Genomic DNA, 14,578 nt, shown 5'->3' with positions numbered 1-14,578 from the left:
CTTATGGGTACTCAGCGCAACATGCCGCTGCCGTAACCCTTCAGGTTGGCTTTCTTCATCAGGGATTCGTACTGGTGCGAAACGAGGTGCGATTGTACTTGGGACATGAAGTCCATCACAACCACGACCACGATCAGCAACGAGGTCCCGCCAAGGTAGAACGGAACGTTTGCTGCAACCACCAGGAACTGGGGCAACAGGCACACGGCCGTCATATATAGAGCACCGAACAGGGTCAAACGAGTCAGAACGCCATCAATGTAGCGTGCAGACTGCTCACCTGGACGGATACCCGGAATAAAGGCACCGGACTTCTTCAGGTTTTCCGCTACGTCTTTCGGATTGAACATCAACGCCGTATAGAAGAAGCAGAAGAAAATAATCCCTGCACTAAACAGCAGAATATTCAACGGCTGACCAGGAGCGATCGACTGAGAGAGGTCCTGCAGCCAGCCCATATTTTCAGACTGACCAAACCAGGTACCCAACGAAGCCGGAAACAGCAAAATGCTGCTCGCGAAAATTGCCGGAATAACACCGGCCATATTCACTTTCAGCGGCAAGTGGCTGGTCTGCGCAGCAAAGACCTTACGGCCCTGCTGACGCTTGGCGTAGTGAACAGCAATACGACGCTGACCACGCTCAATGAACACCACAAAACCGATAATCGCTACTGCCAGCAAACCGATGGCAACCAAGGCGAAGATATTGATATCACCCTGACGTGCAGACTCGAAAGACTGCCCGATTGCTCTCGGAAGACCGGCGACGATACCTGCGAAAATCAACATCGAGATACCGTTGCCAACACCACGCTCAGTAATCTGCTCACCCAGCCACATCATGAACATCGCACCAGCCACAAATGTGGATACTGCGACGAAATAGAAGCCAAAGTCACCAGTGAACGCAACACCCTGCCCAGCCAAGCCAACGGACATGCCGATAGCTTGGACCAGGGCGAGGATGACAGTGCCGTAGCGGGTGTACTGGCTAATCTTGCGACGGCCAGCTTCACCTTCCTTCTTCAACTGTTCCAGCTGCGGGCTGACGGCGGTCATCAGTTGCATGATGATCGATGCCGAAATGTACGGCATGATCCCCAGTGCAAAAATGCTCATCCGCTCCAGCGCGCCGCCGGAAAACATGTTGAACAAGCTAAGAATGGTCCCCTCATTCTGTCGAAACAGGTCTGCGAGTCGGTCCGGGTTGATACCTGGAACCGGGATGTGTGCGCCTATTCGGTAGACGATAATCGCCAGGAACAGAAAACGCAGACGAGCCCAAAGTTCAGACATACCGCCTTTGCCGAGCGCTGAGAGAGCACCTTGCTTAGCCATTTATTCCTCGAACTTGCCGCCAGCTGCTTCGATAGCCGAACGCGCACCTTTGGTGGCGCCGATTCCCTTGCCGATAGTGACAGCGCGAGCCACTTCACCGGACAGCATGATTTTCACACGCTGTACGTTGACGTTGATCACGTTGGCATCTTTCAGGGTCTGCAGAGTAACGATGTCGCCGTCCACTTTAGCCAGTTCGGACAGACGCACTTCTGCGCGATCCATGGCTTTCAGGGATACGAAACCGAACTTAGGCAGGCGACGATGCAGCGGCTGTTGACCGCCTTCAAAGCCTGGAGCAATGGTGCCACCGGAACGGGAGGTTTGACCTTTGTGGCCACGGCCACCAGTCTTACCCAAACCGCTACCGATACCACGGCCCGGACGATGCTTTTCGCGACGGGAACCCGGCGCTGGACTCAGATCATTGAGTTTCATCGATTAACCCTCTACACGCAGCATGTAGTAAGCCTTGTTGATCATCCCGCGATTCTCGGGAGTATCCTGGACTTCTACAGTGTGACCGATGCGACGCAGACCCAGACCTTTAACACACAGTTTGTGGTTAGGGATGCGGCCGGTCATGCTTTTGATCAGCGTTACTTTAACGGTAGCCATGATCAGAAGATCTCCTTGACAGTCAGGCCACGCTTGGCAGCGATGGACTCAGGAGATTGCATAGCCTTCAGACCCTTAAAGGTGGCGTGAACCACGTTTACCGGGTTAGTCGAGCCGTAGCACTTGGCCAGAACGTTCTGAACGCCAGCAACTTCGAGGACAGCACGCATAGCGCCGCCAGCGATGATACCGGTACCTTCAGAAGCAGGCTGCATGTACACCTTCGAAGCGCCATGGGCAGACTTCATTGCGTACTGCAGAGTGGTGCCGTTCAGATCAACTTGGATCATGTTGCGACGAGCAGCTTCCATAGCCTTCTGGATTGCAGCAGGCACTTCACGCGACTTGCCACGGCCGAAGCCAACACGCCCTTTACCATCACCTACCACGGTCAACGCGGTGAAAGTGAAGATACGGCCGCCTTTAACGGTTTTGGCTACGCGGTTAACTTGAACCAGCTTCTCAATGTAGCCTTCGTCGCGCTTTTGGTCGTTATTTGACATAACTTAGAACTCCAGCCCAGCTTCACGAGCAGCATCAGCCAGCGCTTTCACGCGACCGTGGTACTTGAAGCCAGAGCGGTCGAAAGCCACTTGCGAGACGCCAGCGGCCTTAGCACGCGTAGCGACCAGCTGGCCAACCTTTGTGGCCGCGTCGATGTTGCCGGTGGCACCATCACGCAGTTCTTTATCCAAAGTCGAGGCGCTTGCCAGGACTTTGTTGCCGTCGGCCGAGATGACCTGGGCGTAGATGTGCTGCGACGAGCGGAACACGCAGAGACGCACGACTTCGAGTTCGTGCATTTTCAGGCGTGCTTTGCGAGCGCGACGCAGTCGAGTAACTTTTTTGTCGGTCATTTGCTATGCCCTACTTCTTCTTGGCTTCTTTACGACGGACGACTTCGTCCGCGTAGCGCACACCTTTGCCTTTGTACGGCTCTGGTGGACGGAAGTCGCGGATCTCAGCGGCCACTTGACCTACCAGCTGCTTATCGATGCCCTTGATCAGGATATCGGTCTGGCTAGGGGTCTCAGCAGTGATGCCCGCTGGCAGTTCGTAATCCACAGGGTGCGAGAAGCCAAGGGCCAGGTTCAAAACCGTGCCTTTTGCTTGCGCCTTGTAACCAACACCGACCAGCTGGAGCTTGCGCTCGAAGCCTTGGCTTACGCCTTGGACCATGTTGTTTACCAACGCACGCGTGGTACCGGCCATTGCGCGAGTTTGTTGATCGCCATTGCGAGCAGCGAAACGCAGCTCACCAGCTTCTTCAACGATCTCAACGGACGAATGGATGTTCAGTTCAAGAGTACCCTTGGCACCCTTCACCGAAAGCTGTTGGCCTGCGAATTTGACTTCGACACCGGCTGGCAGCTTAACGGGGTTCTTAGCGACGCGAGACATGCTTATCCCCCCTTAGAACACAGTGCAAAGAACTTCGCCGCCGACACCGGCAGCGCGCGCAGCACGATCCGTCATCACACCTTTGTTGGTGGAGACGATAGACACGCCCAGACCGCCACGAACTTTCGGCAGATCTTCAGCGGACTTGTACTGACGCAGGCCTGGACGGCTAACGCGCTTCACTTCCTCGATGACCGAACGGCCTTCGAAGTACTTCAGCTCGATGGACAGCAGTGCTTTTACATCGCTGCTGATCTGATAACCCGCAATGTAGCCTTCGTCTTTCAGGACTTTGGCAACAGCTACCTTCAACTTGGAAGATGGCATGCTTACGACGGACTTTTCAGCCATCTGGGCATTACGGATACGAGTTAGCATGTCCGCTAACGGGTCCTGCATACTCATGGGCTAGACGCTCCTAATACAAAAAAATTAGCCTTGCGGCTACATATGTCGCCGAGAATCTCCGGGCATAGAAAACACGGGCTCAGGCGAGCCGGGTATTCTAGACACACTCCGGAAATGAAACAAGCCCCAAAAGGGGCTTGTTCCAGATTCAAGGTCACCGGTGGTCGCTATCTTGCGACGCCAACCACCCGGACTTTGAAAGTACTTACCAGCTGGCTTTAACCAGACCTGGTACGTCACCACGCATTGCCGCTTCACGCAGTTTGTTACGGCCGAGGCCGAACTTGCGGTAAACGCCGTGTGGACGACCGGTCAGGCGGCAGCGGTTACGCATGCGCGAAGCGCTTGCGTCACGTGGCTGCTTCTGCAGGGCAACTGTAGCTTCCCAACGCGCTTCTGGACTTGCGTTCAGATCAACGATGATTGCTTTCAGTGCTGCACGCTTCTTGGCGTACTTGGCAACCGTGAGCTGACGCTTCAGCTCGCGGTTTTTCATGCTCATCTTGGCCATGGTCCTACTCCAATCAGTTGCGGAACGGGAATTTGAAAGCACGCAACAGGGCGCGACCTTCATCATCGTTCTTGGCAGTGGTGGTCAGGGTGATGTCCAGACCGCGGAGAGCATCGATCTTGTCGTAGTCGATTTCCGGGAAGATGATCTGCTCTTTCACACCCATGCTGTAGTTACCACGACCGTCGAAGGACTTGGCATTCAGGCCGCGGAAGTCGCGAACCCGAGGCAGGGAGATCGACAGCAGACGATCCAGGAACTCGTACATACGCTCACGGCGCAGGGTCACTTTGACGCCGATCGGCCAACCTTCACGGACTTTAAAGCCAGCGATGGATTTCCGAGCGTAGGTCACAACGACTTTCTGGCCGGTGATCTTTTCCAGGTCAGCAACAGCGTGCTCGATGACTTTTTTGTCGCCGATCGCTTCGCCCAGACCCATGTTCAGGGTGATTTTGGTGACGCGCGGAACTTCCATCACGTTCCCGAGCTTAAGTTCTTCCTTAAGCTTGGGGGCGATTTCCTTCCGGTAAATCTCTTGTAGTCGTGCCATGGTCTTATCTACCTAGCAGTGTTCAAGCATCAACCGCTTTTTGGGTCGACTTGAAGACACGAATTTTCTTACCGTCTTCTACTTTGAAACCAACGCGGTCAGCCTTGTTGGTTTCGCCGTTGAAGATGGCGACGTTAGAAGCGTGCAGTGGCGCTTCTTTCTCGACGATACCGCCCTGTACGCCCGACATCGGGTTAGGCTTGGTATGACGCTTGACCAGGTTCAGACCACCAACGACCAGACGGTCGTCAGCGAGAACCTTCAGCACCTTACCGCGCTTACCTTTGTCTTTGCCGGCGATCACGATGATCTCGTCGTCACGACGAATCTTTTGCATGTCGGATCTCCTTACAGCACTTCTGGGGCGAGCGAGACGATCTTCATGAACTTCTCAGTACGAAGTTCACGGGTCACTGGCCCAAAGATACGGGTGCCGATCGGCTCTTGCTTGTTGTTCAGAAGAACAGCAGCGTTGCCATCAAAGCGGATAATGGAGCCATCTGCACGGCGTACGCCGTGACGAGTGCGGACTACAACAGCAGTCATCACTTGGCCTTTTTTCACCTTACCGCGAGGAATTGCTTCCTTCACGGTAACTTTGATGATGTCACCGATACCAGCGTAACGACGATGGGAGCCACCCAGCACCTTGATGCACATAACACGGCGAGCGCCGCTGTTATCGGCCACATCGAGCATGGATTGAGTCTGAATCATATAATTTCTCCGACCCCTAGTCCTTAGACTTCCACAGCGCGTTCGAGAACATCAACCAGTGCCCAAGACTTGGTCTTGGCCAGCGGACGAGTTTCACGAATAGTGACTTTGTCGCCGATGTGGCACTGATTGGTTTCGTCGTGCGCGTGCAGCTTAGTCGAACGCTTAACATATTTACCGTAGATCGGGTGCTTAACGCGACGCTCGATCAGAACGGTGATGGTTTTGTCCATCTTGTCGCTGACAACACGGCCAGTCAGCGTACGGACAGTCTTTTCGGCTTCAGCCATGATCACTTACCTGCCTGCTGGTTGAGCACAGTCTTCACGCGAGCGATGTCACGCTTAACTTGCGAGAGCAGATGAGACTGCCCCAACTGGCCAGTTGCTTTCTGCATACGCAGATTGAACTGGTCGCGCAGCAGGCCGAGCAGTTGCTCGTTCAGCTGCTGTGCGGATTTTTCACGAAGTTCATTCGCTTTCATCACATCACCGTCCGTTTAACAAAGGAGGTGGCGAGCGGCAGCTTTGCAGCAGCCAGGGCGAAAGCCTCACGCGCCAGCTCTTCAGAAACACCCTCGATTTCATACAGGACTTTGCCTGGCTGAATCTGGGCTACCCAGTATTCCACGTTACCCTTACCTTTACCCATCCGAACCTCGAGAGGCTTTTTGGAGATCGGCTTGTCCGGGAATACACGGATCCAGATCTTGCCACCACGTTTTACGTGACGGGTCAGAGCACGACGCGCTGACTCGATCTGACGAGCGGTGAGACGACCACGAGCTACAGACTTCAGCGCGAACTCGCCGAAGCTGACTTTGCTACCGCGCTGAGCCAGACCACGGTTGTGGCCTGTCATCTGCTTGCGGAACTTCGTACGCTTAGGTTGCAACATTTGGCGTACCCCTTACTTAGCAGCTTTTTTACGAGGCGCTGGTGCTTGTGGTTTCAGTTCTTCTTGGCGACCACCAATTACTTCGCCTTTGAAGATCCAAACCTTTACACCGATCACACCGTAAGTGGTGTGAGCTTCGTAGTTGGCATAGTCGATGTCGGCACGCAGGGTGTGCAGTGGCACACGACCTTCGCGATACCATTCAGTACGTGCGATTTCAGCACCGCCGAGACGACCGCTCACTTGGATTTTGATGCCTTTGGCACCAATGCGCATGGCGTTCTGTACGGCGCGCTTCATAGCGCGACGGAACATTACGCGACGCTCCAGCTGCTGAGCTACGCTCTGCGCAACCAGCATACCGTCGAGCTCCGGCTTGCGGATCTCTTCGATATTGATGTGCACAGGCACACCCATTTGCTTGGTCAGGTCCTGACGCAGTTTCTCAACATCTTCACCTTTCTTCCCGATAACGATACCTGGACGAGCGGTGTGGATGGTGATACGTGCAGTTTGGGCCGGACGATGGATATCGATACGGCTTACGGACGCGCTTTTTAGTTTGTCTTGGAGATACTCACGCACCTTCAGATCAGCGAACAAGTAGTCCGCATAAGTCCGACCGTCTGCGTACCAGACGGAGGTGTGCTCCTTGACGATTCCCAGGCGAATGCCAATGGGATGTACTTTCTGACCCATCTCTTCGACTCCGTTACTTGTCAGCAACCTTGACAGTGATATGGCAAGACCGCTTGACGATGCGATCAGCACGGCCTTTGGCACGTGGCATGATGCGCTTCAGCGAACGCCCTTCGTTGACGAAAACGGTGCTGACCTTCAGGTCATCAACGTCTGCGCCTTCGTTATGCTCGGCGTTGGCTACGGCCGACTCCAGCACTTTCTTCATGATCTCGGCGGCTTTCTTACTGCTGAAAGCCAACAGGTTGAGCGCTTCGCCCACCTTCTTCCCGCGGATCTGGTCGGCGACCAAGCGGGCTTTCTGGGCGGAGATTCGAGCGCCCGACAACTTAGCGGCTACTTCCATTTCCTTACCCCTTAACGCTTGGCTTTCTTGTCTGCCACGTGCCCACGATAAGTGCGGGTACCGGCGAACTCGCCCAGTTTGTGGCCGACCATGTCTTCGTTAACGAGAACTGGGACGTGTTGACGACCGTTGTGTACTGCGATGGTCAGACCGACCATTTGTGGCAGGATCATCGAACGACGCGACCAGGTCTTAACTGGTTTGCGATCGTTCTTTTCCGCCGCCACTTCGATCTTCTTCAGTAGGTGAAGATCAATAAAAGGACCTTTTTTCAGAGAACGTGGCACTGTCGTATCCCTCTATTTACTTGCGACGACGGACGATCATTTTGTCGGTACGCTTATTACCACGAGTCTTCGCGCCCTTAGTCGGGAAGCCCCATGGCGATACCGGATGACGACCACCAGAGGTACGACCTTCACCACCACCGTGTGGGTGGTCAACCGGGTTCATGGCAACACCACGAACGGTTGGGCGAACGCCACGCCAGCGTTTGGCACCAGCTTTACCCAGCGAACGCAGGCTGTGCTCGGAGTTCGAGACTTCGCCCAGGGTCGCGCGGCACTCAGCCAGCACTTTACGCATCTCACCAGAACGCAGACGCAGGGTCACGTAGACACCTTCACGAGCGATCAGCTGAGCCGAAGCACCAGCGGAACGAGCGATTTGTGCGCCTTTACCTGGCTTCAATTCGATGCCGTGTACGGTGCTACCAACTGGAATGTTGCGCAGTTGCAGAGCGTTGCCCGGCTTGATCGGTGCCAAGGCACCTGCGATCAGCTGGTCGCCAGCGCTCACGCCTTTAGGGGCGATGATGTAGCGACGCTCGCCATCTGCGTACAGCAGCAGAGCGATGTGAGCAGTACGGTTTGGATCGTATTCGATACGCTCGACAGTGGCAGCGATGCCATCTTTGTCGTTGCGACGGAAATCGACCAGACGATAATGCTGCTTATGGCCACCACCGATGTGACGAGTGGTAATACGACCATTGTTGTTACGACCACCAGACTTCGATTTCTTCTCGAGCAGCGGTGCGTGAGGAGCGCCTTTATGCAGCTCCTGGTTGACCACCTTGACCACAAAACGGCGGCCAGGGGAAGTCGGTTTGCATTTAACGATTGCCATGATGCACCCCTTCCTTACTCAGCACTGCTGCTGAAATCGAGATCTTGGCCTGGCTGAAGGGAGATAACTGCCTTCTTCCAGTCATTACGCTTGCCCAGACCGCGAGCAGTGCGCTTGCTCTTACCCAGAACGTTCAGGGTAGTAACACGCTCTACTTTCACGCTGAACAGGCTTTCGACGGCCTTCTTGATTTCCAGCTTGGTTGCGTCAGTTGCAACCTTGAAAACGAACTGGCCTTTCTTGTCAGCCAGAACCGTAGCCTTTTCGGAAACGTGCGGGCCAAGCAGAACTTTAAATACGCGTTCCTGGTTCATCCCAGCAGCTCCTCGAATTTCTTCACGGCCGACACAGTGATCAACACCTTGTCGTATGCGATCAGACTAACTGGATCGGAACCTTGCACGTCACGTACATCAACGTGTGGCAGGTTACGAGCAGCCAGGTACAGGTTCTGATCAACAGCTTCCGACACGATCAAAACGTCGGTCAGGCTCATGTTGTTCAGTTTGCCCAGCAGATCTTTGGTTTTCGGGCTTTCAACAGCGAAGTCCTGAACCACGACCAGGCGGTCGGTACGCACGAGTTCAGCAAGGATGGAGCGCAGAGCTGCGCGGTACATCTTCTTGTTGAGCTTCTGCGAGTGATCCTGCGGACGAGCTGCGAAAGTGGTACCGCCGCCACGCCAGATTGGGCTACGGATAGTACCGGCACGAGCACGGCCAGTACCTTTCTGACGCCAAGGGCGCTTACCGCCACCACGAACGTCGGAACGGGTCTTTTGCTGCTTGCTACCTTGACGGCCGCCGGCCATGTAGGCCACGACTGCTTGGTGAACCAGCGTCTCGTTGAATTCGCCGCCAAATGTCAGTTCGGAAACTTCGATCGCTTGAGCGTCATTTACATTTAATTGCATGTCAGCTTCCCCTTAACCGCGAGCCTTGGCCGCTGGACGTACAACCAGGTTGCCGCCAGTAGCGCCAGGAACAGCACCCTTGACCAACAACAGATTGCGTTCAGCGTCGACGCGCACTACTTCGAGGGACTGCACGGTCACGCGCTCAGCGCCCATATGACCGGACATTTTCTTGCCCTTGAATACACGACCAGGAGTCTGGCACTGGCCAATAGAGCCCGGGACGCGGTGGGAAACGGAGTTACCGTGAGTGTTGTCTTGGCCACGGAAATTCCAACGCTTGATCGTACCCTGGAAGCCTTTACCTTTGGACTGACCGGTTACATCAACCAGTTGACCAGCAGCGAAGATTTCAGCGTTGATCAGATCGCCAGCCTGGTAGTCGCCGTCTTCAAGACGGAACTCCATGACAGTGCGACCAGCTGCAACGTTTGCCTTAGCGAAGTGACCTGCTTGAGCAGCAGTCACGCGCGAAGCACGACGCTCGCCGACAGTGACTTGCACTGCACGATAGCCATCGGTTTCTTCAGTTTTGAACTGGGTGACGCGATTCGGCTCGATCTCAATGACCGTGACCGGAATGGAGACACCTTCTTCGGTGAAAATACGGGTCATACCGCATTTACGACCGACTACACCAATAGTCATGTTGTAAACCTCATGAGTGTACGGGGCTTTCACCCGCTATGGCCGCCCATTTCAGAGCGTTACACGACTAAGACCCGAGTCTTAGCCGAGGCTGATCTGTACTTCCACACCGGCCGCCAGATCGAGCTTCATAAGTGCATCAACGGTTTTATCCGTTGGCTGGACGATGTCCAGTACGCGCTTATGAGTACGGATCTCGTACTGGTCACGCGCGTCTTTGTTGACGTGCGGGGAGACCAGAACGGTGAACCGCTCTTTACGGGTAGGCAGTGGAATTGGACCACGCACTTGAGCACCAGTACGTTTCGCGGTTTCCACGATTTCCTGGGTGGATTGGTCGATCAGGCGATGGTCAAAAGCCTTCAACCTGATACGGATTTGCTGATTTTGCATTGGATTTCAGACTCCGGCTGCTATTCCCACCGGGCGCAATGCGCCCGTTAAAAGGAGGCGCAATTCTATAGACGCCCCAGATAGGTGTCAACCCAATAAAAAAGCCCCCGCTGAGCGGGGGCTTTCTCAAAACATCAGCACTATCTCAGAAGAGATAATTACTCGATGATTTTAGCTACAACGCCAGCACCAACGGTACGGCCGCCTTCACGGATAGCGAAGCGCAGACCGTCTTCCATTGCGATGGTTTTGATCAGGGTAACAGTCATTTGAATGTTATCGCCTGGCATTACCATTTCAACGCCTTCTGGCAGCTCGCAGTTACCGGTCACGTCAGTAGTACGGAAGTAGAACTGTGGACGGTAGCCTTTGAAGAACGGAGTGTGACGACCGCCTTCTTCCTTGCTCAGAACGTAAACTTCTGCGGTGAACTTGGTGTGCGGCTTAACCGAACCTGGCTTAACCAGAACCTGGCCACGCTCAACGTCGTCACGCTTGGTACCACGCAGCAGAACGCCGCAGTTCTCGCCAGCACGACCTTCGTCGAGCAGCTTACGGAACATTTCAACACCGGTGCAGGTGGTGAGGGTAGTGTCACGCAGACCAACGATTTCCAGTGGATCCTGAACGCGAACGATACCGCGCTCGATACGACCAGTCACAACAGTACCGCGACCGGAGATCGAGAACACGTCTTCGATTGGCATCAGGAACGGCTTGTCAGTCAGACGAACTGGTTCTGGGATGTAGCTGTCCAGGGTTTCAACCAGTTTACGAACGGCAGTGGTGCCCATTTCGTTTTCGTCGTTGCCTTCCAGAGCCATACGAGCAGAACCGATGATGATCGGAGTGTCGTCACCTGGGAAGTCGTAAGTGCTCAGCAGATCGCGCACCTCCATCTCAACCAGTTCCAGCAGCTCAGCGTCGTCTACCAGGTCAGCCTTGTTCAGGAAAACCACGATGTACGGAACGCCTACCTGACGGGACAGCAGGATGTGCTCACGGGTTTGTGGCATCGGACCATCAGCGGCCGAGCAAACCAGGATCGCGCCGTCCATCTGGGCAGCACCGGTGATCATGTTCTTCACGTAGTCAGCGTGACCTGGGCAGTCAACGTGAGCGTAGTGACGAATAGTCGAGTTGTACTCAACGTGAGCGGTGTTGATGGTGATACCACGAGCTTTTTCTTCTGGTGCGCTGTCGATCTTGTCGAAGTCAACACGAGCCGAACCGAAAACTTCGGAGCAGACGCGAGTCAGAGCAGCGGTCAGAGTGGTTTTACCGTGGTCAACGTGGCCGATGGTGCCAACGTTTACGTGCGGTAGGGAACGATCAAATTTTTCTTTAGCCACGACAATTAACTCCTTGCCTAAAGGACTGAATCAGCCTTGTTTTTTGGATACAGTTTCAGCGATGTGCGCCGGAGCTGTGTTGTATTTTTTGAATTCCATAGAGTAGCTTGCGCGACCCTGGGACATGGAGCGAACGTCGGTCGCATAACCGAACATCTCACCCAACGGAACCTCGGCGCGAATCACTTTGCCGGAAACCGTGTCTTCCATACCCAAGATCATGCCGCGACGACGGTTAAGGTCGCCCATGACATCACCCATATAGTCTTCAGGTGTAACAACTTCTACCGCCATGATCGGCTCAAGCAACTCACCACCGCCCTTCTGGGCCAGTTGCTTGGTAGCCATGGAGGCAGCCACCTTAAACGCCATCTCGTTGGAGTCGACGTCGTGGTAAGAACCGTCAAAAACGGTTGCTTTCAGGCCGATCAGCGGATAGCCGGCAACAACACCGTTCTTCATCTGCTCTTCGATGCCCTTCTGGATAGCCGGGATGTATTCCTTAGGAACCACACCACCCACTACTTCGTTCAAGAATTGCAGACCTTCCTGACCTTCGTCAGCAGGAGCAAAACGGATCCAGCAGTGACCGAACTGACCACGACCGCCGGACTGACGAACGAACTTGCCTTCGATTTCACAGTTCTTCGTGATGCGCTCACGATAGGAAACCTGAGGCTTACCGATGTTGGCTTCGACGTTGAACTCACGGCGCATCCGGTCAACCAGGATGTCCAGGTGCAACTCGCCCATGCCGGAGATGATCGTTTGACCAGTCTCTTCATCAGTCTTGACGCGGAAAGATGGATCTTCCTGAGCAAGCTTGCCCAGAGCGATACCCATTTTTTCCTGGTCATCCTTGGTCTTAGGCTCTACGGCAACCGAAATAACCGGCTCCGGGAAGTCCATGCGAACCAGGATGATTGGCTTGGCAGCGTCGCACAAAGTCTCACCAGTGGTGACGTCCTTCATGCCGATCAGGGCCGCGATGTCACCAGCGCGTACTTCCTTGATCTCTTCGCGGGCGTTTGCGTGCATTTGCACCATACGACCCACACGCTCTTTCTTGCCTTTGACCGAGTTGATCACGCCGTCGCCGGATGCCAACACGCCCGAGTAAACGCGGACGAAAGTCAAAGTACCCACGAATGGGTCGGTAGCGATCTTGAACGCCAAAGCCGAGAACGGCTCGTCATCACTTGCGTGACGCTCCATCTCTTCTTCCTCGTTATCAGGGTTCGAACCCTTGATAGCAGGAATATCGGTTGGAGCAGGCAGGAAGTCGATAACGGCGTCGAGAACCAGGGGAACACCCTTGTTCTTGAACGAGGAACCGCAAACAGCCAGGACGATTTCGCCAGCGATGGTACGCTGACGCAGAGCGGCCTTGATTTCCGCGTTGGTGAGTTCTTCACCTTCGAGGTACTTGTTCATCAGCTCTTCGCTGGCTTCGGCAGCAGCCTCAACCATGTTGTTGCGCCACTCGTCAGCCAGCTCTTGAAGCTCGGCAGGGATCGGCTTGCGAACAGGAACCATACCTTTGTCAGCGTCATTCCAGTAGACAGCTTCCATGTTGATCAGATCGATCTGACCCTGGAAGTTATCTTCGGAACCGATAGCCAACTGGATCGGCACCGGAGTGTGACCCAGACGCTGCTTGATCTGACCGATCACGCGCAGGAAGTTGGCACCAGCACGGTCCATCTTGTTTACGTAAACAAGACGTGGAACGCCGTATTTGTTGGCCTGACGCCATACGGTTTCCGACTGAGGCTCAACACCCGAGGTACCGCAGAACACAACGACAGCGCCGTCGAGTACGCGCAGGGAACGTTCCACTTCAATGGTGAAGTCTACGTGGCCCGGGGTATCGATAACGTTGAAGCGGTGCTCGTCTTTGTACTGCTTCTCGGAACCTTTCCAGAAGGCGGTAATAGCAGCAGAAGTAATGGTAATACCACGCTCCTGCTCCTGAACCATCCAGTCTGTGGTCGCGGCGCCGTCATGCACCTCGCCCATTTTGTGACTTTTGCCGGTGTAAAACAGTACGCGCTCGGTGGTGGTGGTTTTACCAGCATCCACGTGAGCAACGATACCGATGTTACGGTAGCGGCTAATCGGAGTAGTACGAGCCATAAAGCCCTCGCAAAATTAGTGAAGCTAAAATTAGAAGCGGTAGTGCGAGAAAGCTTTGTTAGCTTCAGCCATACGGTGCACGTCTTCACGCTTCTTAACAGCAGCACCTTTACCTTCAGCAGCGTCCAACAGTTCGCCAGCCAAACGCAGAGCCATAGACTTCTCGCCGCGCTTACGGGCGAAGTCTACCAACCAGCGCATTGCCAGAGCGTTACGACGGGACGGGCGAACTTCAACCGGAACCTGGTAAGTAGCACCGCCTACACGGCGCGACTTCACTTCGACCAGCGGAGCGATGGCGTCGAGAGCTTTCTCGAAGATTTCCAGGGGGTCGCTGTTCTTGCGTTCTTTAACCTTTTCCAGCGCGCCATAAACGATACGCTCGGCAACGGCTTTCTTGCCGCTTTCCATCACGTGGTTCATGAACTTGGCCAGAATTTGGCTTCCGTATTTTGGATCGTCAAGCACTTCGCGCTTGGCTGCTACGCGTCTTCTTGGCATGGATAAGCCCTCAAACG

Annotated in this window: 25 protein-coding genes; all 25 read right to left on the bottom strand. The window is 54.6% G+C overall.

Annotated features, from left to right (window positions below):
• Positions 1 to 11: 11 nt before the first annotated feature.
• Complete coding sequence (gene secY, locus M2394_RS25770; RefSeq protein WP_071485371.1) at positions 12 to 1,340, bottom strand: preprotein translocase subunit SecY; 1,329 nt, start codon at positions 1,338 to 1,340, stop codon at positions 12 to 14.
• Complete coding sequence (gene rplO / locus M2394_RS25765; RefSeq protein ID WP_060755285.1) at positions 1,341 to 1,778, bottom strand: 50S ribosomal protein L15; 438 nt, start codon at positions 1,776 to 1,778, stop codon at positions 1,341 to 1,343.
• Between the two features lie 3 nt (positions 1,779 to 1,781).
• Complete coding sequence (gene rpmD / locus M2394_RS25760; protein WP_003176408.1) at positions 1,782 to 1,958, bottom strand: 50S ribosomal protein L30; 177 nt, start codon at positions 1,956 to 1,958, stop codon at positions 1,782 to 1,784.
• A gap of 2 nt (positions 1,959 to 1,960) precedes the next feature.
• Positions 1,961 to 2,461, bottom strand: coding sequence for a 30S ribosomal protein S5 (gene rpsE, locus M2394_RS25755; RefSeq protein ID WP_003176409.1), 501 nt, complete (start codon positions 2,459 to 2,461; stop codon positions 1,961 to 1,963).
• 3 nt (positions 2,462 to 2,464) lie between these two features.
• Positions 2,465 to 2,815 (bottom strand): 50S ribosomal protein L18, encoded by a 351-nt coding sequence (rplR, locus tag M2394_RS25750; RefSeq protein ID WP_003186037.1) that lies wholly within the window; start codon positions 2,813 to 2,815, stop codon positions 2,465 to 2,467.
• A gap of 10 nt (positions 2,816 to 2,825) precedes the next feature.
• On the bottom strand, positions 2,826 to 3,359 hold the full coding sequence (gene rplF / locus M2394_RS25745; protein ID WP_003194640.1) for a 50S ribosomal protein L6: 534 nt from the start codon (positions 3,357 to 3,359) through the stop codon (positions 2,826 to 2,828).
• Positions 3,360 to 3,371: 12 nt separating this feature from the next.
• Positions 3,372 to 3,764 (bottom strand): 30S ribosomal protein S8, encoded by a 393-nt coding sequence (gene rpsH / locus M2394_RS25740; RefSeq protein WP_010206883.1) that lies wholly within the window; start codon positions 3,762 to 3,764, stop codon positions 3,372 to 3,374.
• 208 nt (positions 3,765 to 3,972) lie between these two features.
• Positions 3,973 to 4,278: a 30S ribosomal protein S14 gene (rpsN, locus tag M2394_RS25735; protein ID WP_003176414.1), complete on the bottom strand. Its 306-nt coding sequence runs from the start codon at positions 4,276 to 4,278 to the stop codon at positions 3,973 to 3,975.
• A 13-nt stretch (positions 4,279 to 4,291) separates the two neighbouring features.
• Positions 4,292 to 4,831 (bottom strand): 50S ribosomal protein L5, encoded by a 540-nt coding sequence (rplE, locus tag M2394_RS25730; protein ID WP_003194642.1) that lies wholly within the window; start codon positions 4,829 to 4,831, stop codon positions 4,292 to 4,294.
• 22 nt (positions 4,832 to 4,853) lie between these two features.
• Positions 4,854 to 5,168 carry a 50S ribosomal protein L24 gene (gene rplX, locus M2394_RS25725; RefSeq protein ID WP_007896770.1) on the bottom strand — a complete coding sequence of 105 codons (315 nt, stop codon included), beginning with the start codon at positions 5,166 to 5,168 and terminating at the stop codon, positions 4,854 to 4,856.
• Between the two features lie 11 nt (positions 5,169 to 5,179).
• A complete protein-coding gene (gene rplN / locus M2394_RS25720; RefSeq protein WP_002555479.1) occupies positions 5,180 to 5,548 on the bottom strand; it encodes a 50S ribosomal protein L14 in 369 nt (122 codons plus the stop codon).
• A gap of 23 nt (positions 5,549 to 5,571) precedes the next feature.
• Positions 5,572 to 5,838, bottom strand: coding sequence for a 30S ribosomal protein S17 (gene rpsQ, locus M2394_RS25715; protein WP_003176419.1), 267 nt, complete (start codon positions 5,836 to 5,838; stop codon positions 5,572 to 5,574).
• Positions 5,839 to 5,840: 2 nt separating this feature from the next.
• On the bottom strand, positions 5,841 to 6,032 hold the full coding sequence (rpmC, locus tag M2394_RS25710) for a 50S ribosomal protein L29 (protein ID WP_002555481.1): 192 nt from the start codon (positions 6,030 to 6,032) through the stop codon (positions 5,841 to 5,843).
• Positions 6,032 to 6,445 (bottom strand): 50S ribosomal protein L16, encoded by a 414-nt coding sequence (gene rplP / locus M2394_RS25705; protein ID WP_003176421.1) that lies wholly within the window; start codon positions 6,443 to 6,445, stop codon positions 6,032 to 6,034. Before rplP ends, rpmC begins: the two co-directional genes overlap by 1 nt.
• Before the next feature lie 12 nt (positions 6,446 to 6,457).
• The gene (gene rpsC / locus M2394_RS25700) at positions 6,458 to 7,144 is read right to left on the bottom strand and encodes a 30S ribosomal protein S3 (RefSeq protein ID WP_003176422.1); all 687 of its coding nucleotides are present in this window, start codon (positions 7,142 to 7,144) and stop codon (positions 6,458 to 6,460) included.
• Positions 7,145 to 7,157: 13 nt separating this feature from the next.
• Positions 7,158 to 7,490 (bottom strand): 50S ribosomal protein L22, encoded by a 333-nt coding sequence (rplV, locus tag M2394_RS25695; RefSeq protein WP_003103908.1) that lies wholly within the window; start codon positions 7,488 to 7,490, stop codon positions 7,158 to 7,160.
• Between the two features lie 11 nt (positions 7,491 to 7,501).
• On the bottom strand, positions 7,502 to 7,777 hold the full coding sequence (gene rpsS, locus M2394_RS25690; protein WP_002555486.1) for a 30S ribosomal protein S19: 276 nt from the start codon (positions 7,775 to 7,777) through the stop codon (positions 7,502 to 7,504).
• 16 nt (positions 7,778 to 7,793) lie between these two features.
• Entirely contained in the window at positions 7,794 to 8,618 is an 825-nt protein-coding gene (gene rplB, locus M2394_RS25685; RefSeq protein ID WP_003186055.1) for a 50S ribosomal protein L2, read from the bottom strand.
• Between the two features lie 14 nt (positions 8,619 to 8,632).
• Entirely contained in the window at positions 8,633 to 8,932 is a 300-nt protein-coding gene (rplW, locus tag M2394_RS25680; protein ID WP_002555488.1) for a 50S ribosomal protein L23, read from the bottom strand.
• A complete protein-coding gene (gene rplD, locus M2394_RS25675; RefSeq protein WP_003176424.1) occupies positions 8,929 to 9,531 on the bottom strand; it encodes a 50S ribosomal protein L4 in 603 nt (200 codons plus the stop codon). The genes rplW and rplD overlap by 4 nt, the downstream gene beginning before the upstream one ends.
• 12 nt (positions 9,532 to 9,543) lie before the next feature.
• Entirely contained in the window at positions 9,544 to 10,179 is a 636-nt protein-coding gene (rplC, locus tag M2394_RS25670; RefSeq protein WP_003194649.1) for a 50S ribosomal protein L3, read from the bottom strand.
• A gap of 81 nt (positions 10,180 to 10,260) precedes the next feature.
• Positions 10,261 to 10,572, bottom strand: a complete 312-nt coding sequence (gene rpsJ / locus M2394_RS25665) for a 30S ribosomal protein S10 (RefSeq protein ID WP_003186070.1) — start codon at positions 10,570 to 10,572, stop codon at positions 10,261 to 10,263.
• A 158-nt stretch (positions 10,573 to 10,730) separates the two neighbouring features.
• Positions 10,731 to 11,924, bottom strand: a complete 1,194-nt coding sequence (tuf, locus tag M2394_RS25660; RefSeq protein ID WP_259175052.1) for an elongation factor Tu — start codon at positions 11,922 to 11,924, stop codon at positions 10,731 to 10,733.
• A 30-nt stretch (positions 11,925 to 11,954) separates the two neighbouring features.
• The gene (fusA, locus tag M2394_RS25655; RefSeq protein ID WP_178924237.1) at positions 11,955 to 14,060 is read right to left on the bottom strand and encodes an elongation factor G; all 2,106 of its coding nucleotides are present in this window, start codon (positions 14,058 to 14,060) and stop codon (positions 11,955 to 11,957) included.
• Positions 14,061 to 14,090: 30 nt separating this feature from the next.
• On the bottom strand, positions 14,091 to 14,561 hold the full coding sequence (gene rpsG, locus M2394_RS25650; RefSeq protein WP_002555493.1) for a 30S ribosomal protein S7: 471 nt from the start codon (positions 14,559 to 14,561) through the stop codon (positions 14,091 to 14,093).
• Positions 14,562 to 14,578 lie beyond the last annotated feature (17 nt).

It is taken from the genome of Pseudomonas sp. BIGb0164 (genome assembly GCF_024810135.1).
Classification (GTDB): domain Bacteria; phylum Pseudomonadota; class Gammaproteobacteria; order Pseudomonadales; family Pseudomonadaceae; genus Aquipseudomonas.
The sequence above is the reverse complement of the archived record's forward strand: the minus strand, read 5'-3'. Positions and strand labels throughout refer to the sequence as shown.

Excerpts from the sequence above, each read along its gene's own strand:
- rpsE (WP_003176409.1), bottom strand. The coding sequence starts at position 2,461 with ATGTCAAATAACGACCAAAAGCGCGACGAAGGCTACATTGAGAAGCTG.
- rpsQ (WP_003176419.1), bottom strand. The coding sequence starts at position 5,838 with ATGGCTGAAGCCGAAAAGACTGTCCGTACGCTGACTGGCCGTGTTGTC.
- rpsH (WP_010206883.1), bottom strand. The coding sequence starts at position 3,764 with ATGAGTATGCAGGACCCGTTAGCGGACATGCTAACTCGTATCCGTAAT.
- rplR (WP_003186037.1), bottom strand. The coding sequence starts at position 2,815 with ATGACCGACAAAAAAGTTACTCGACTGCGTCGCGCTCGCAAAGCACGC.
- rpmC (WP_002555481.1), bottom strand. The coding sequence starts at position 6,032 with ATGAAAGCGAATGAACTTCGTGAAAAATCCGCACAGCAGCTGAACGAG.
- rplN (WP_002555479.1), bottom strand. The coding sequence starts at position 5,548 with ATGATTCAGACTCAATCCATGCTCGATGTGGCCGATAACAGCGGCGCT.
- rplD (WP_003176424.1), bottom strand. The coding sequence starts at position 9,531 with ATGCAATTAAATGTAAATGACGCTCAAGCGATCGAAGTTTCCGAACTG.
- rplV (WP_003103908.1), bottom strand. The coding sequence starts at position 7,490 with ATGGAAGTAGCCGCTAAGTTGTCGGGCGCTCGAATCTCCGCCCAGAAA.
- rpsN (WP_003176414.1), bottom strand. The coding sequence starts at position 4,278 with ATGGCCAAGATGAGCATGAAAAACCGCGAGCTGAAGCGTCAGCTCACG.
- rplE (WP_003194642.1), bottom strand. The coding sequence starts at position 4,831 with ATGGCACGACTACAAGAGATTTACCGGAAGGAAATCGCCCCCAAGCTT.
- rplW (WP_002555488.1), bottom strand. The coding sequence starts at position 8,932 with ATGAACCAGGAACGCGTATTTAAAGTTCTGCTTGGCCCGCACGTTTCC.
- rplP (WP_003176421.1), bottom strand. The coding sequence starts at position 6,445 with ATGTTGCAACCTAAGCGTACGAAGTTCCGCAAGCAGATGACAGGCCAC.
- rpsJ (WP_003186070.1), bottom strand. The coding sequence starts at position 10,572 with ATGCAAAATCAGCAAATCCGTATCAGGTTGAAGGCTTTTGACCATCGC.
- rplC (WP_003194649.1), bottom strand. The coding sequence starts at position 10,179 with ATGACTATTGGTGTAGTCGGTCGTAAATGCGGTATGACCCGTATTTTC.
- rpsG (WP_002555493.1), bottom strand. The coding sequence starts at position 14,561 with ATGCCAAGAAGACGCGTAGCAGCCAAGCGCGAAGTGCTTGACGATCCA.
- secY (WP_071485371.1), bottom strand. The coding sequence starts at position 1,340 with ATGGCTAAGCAAGGTGCTCTCTCAGCGCTCGGCAAAGGCGGTATGTCT.
- rpmD (WP_003176408.1), bottom strand. The coding sequence starts at position 1,958 with ATGGCTACCGTTAAAGTAACGCTGATCAAAAGCATGACCGGCCGCATC.
- rplB (WP_003186055.1), bottom strand. The coding sequence starts at position 8,618 with ATGGCAATCGTTAAATGCAAACCGACTTCCCCTGGCCGCCGTTTTGTG.
- rplO (WP_060755285.1), bottom strand. The coding sequence starts at position 1,778 with ATGAAACTCAATGATCTGAGTCCAGCGCCGGGTTCCCGTCGCGAAAAG.
- fusA (WP_178924237.1), bottom strand. The coding sequence starts at position 14,060 with ATGGCTCGTACTACTCCGATTAGCCGCTACCGTAACATCGGTATCGTT.
- rpsC (WP_003176422.1), bottom strand. The coding sequence starts at position 7,144 with ATGGGTCAGAAAGTACATCCCATTGGCATTCGCCTGGGAATCGTCAAG.
- rplF (WP_003194640.1), bottom strand. The coding sequence starts at position 3,359 with ATGTCTCGCGTCGCTAAGAACCCCGTTAAGCTGCCAGCCGGTGTCGAA.
- rplX (WP_007896770.1), bottom strand. The coding sequence starts at position 5,168 with ATGCAAAAGATTCGTCGTGACGACGAGATCATCGTGATCGCCGGCAAA.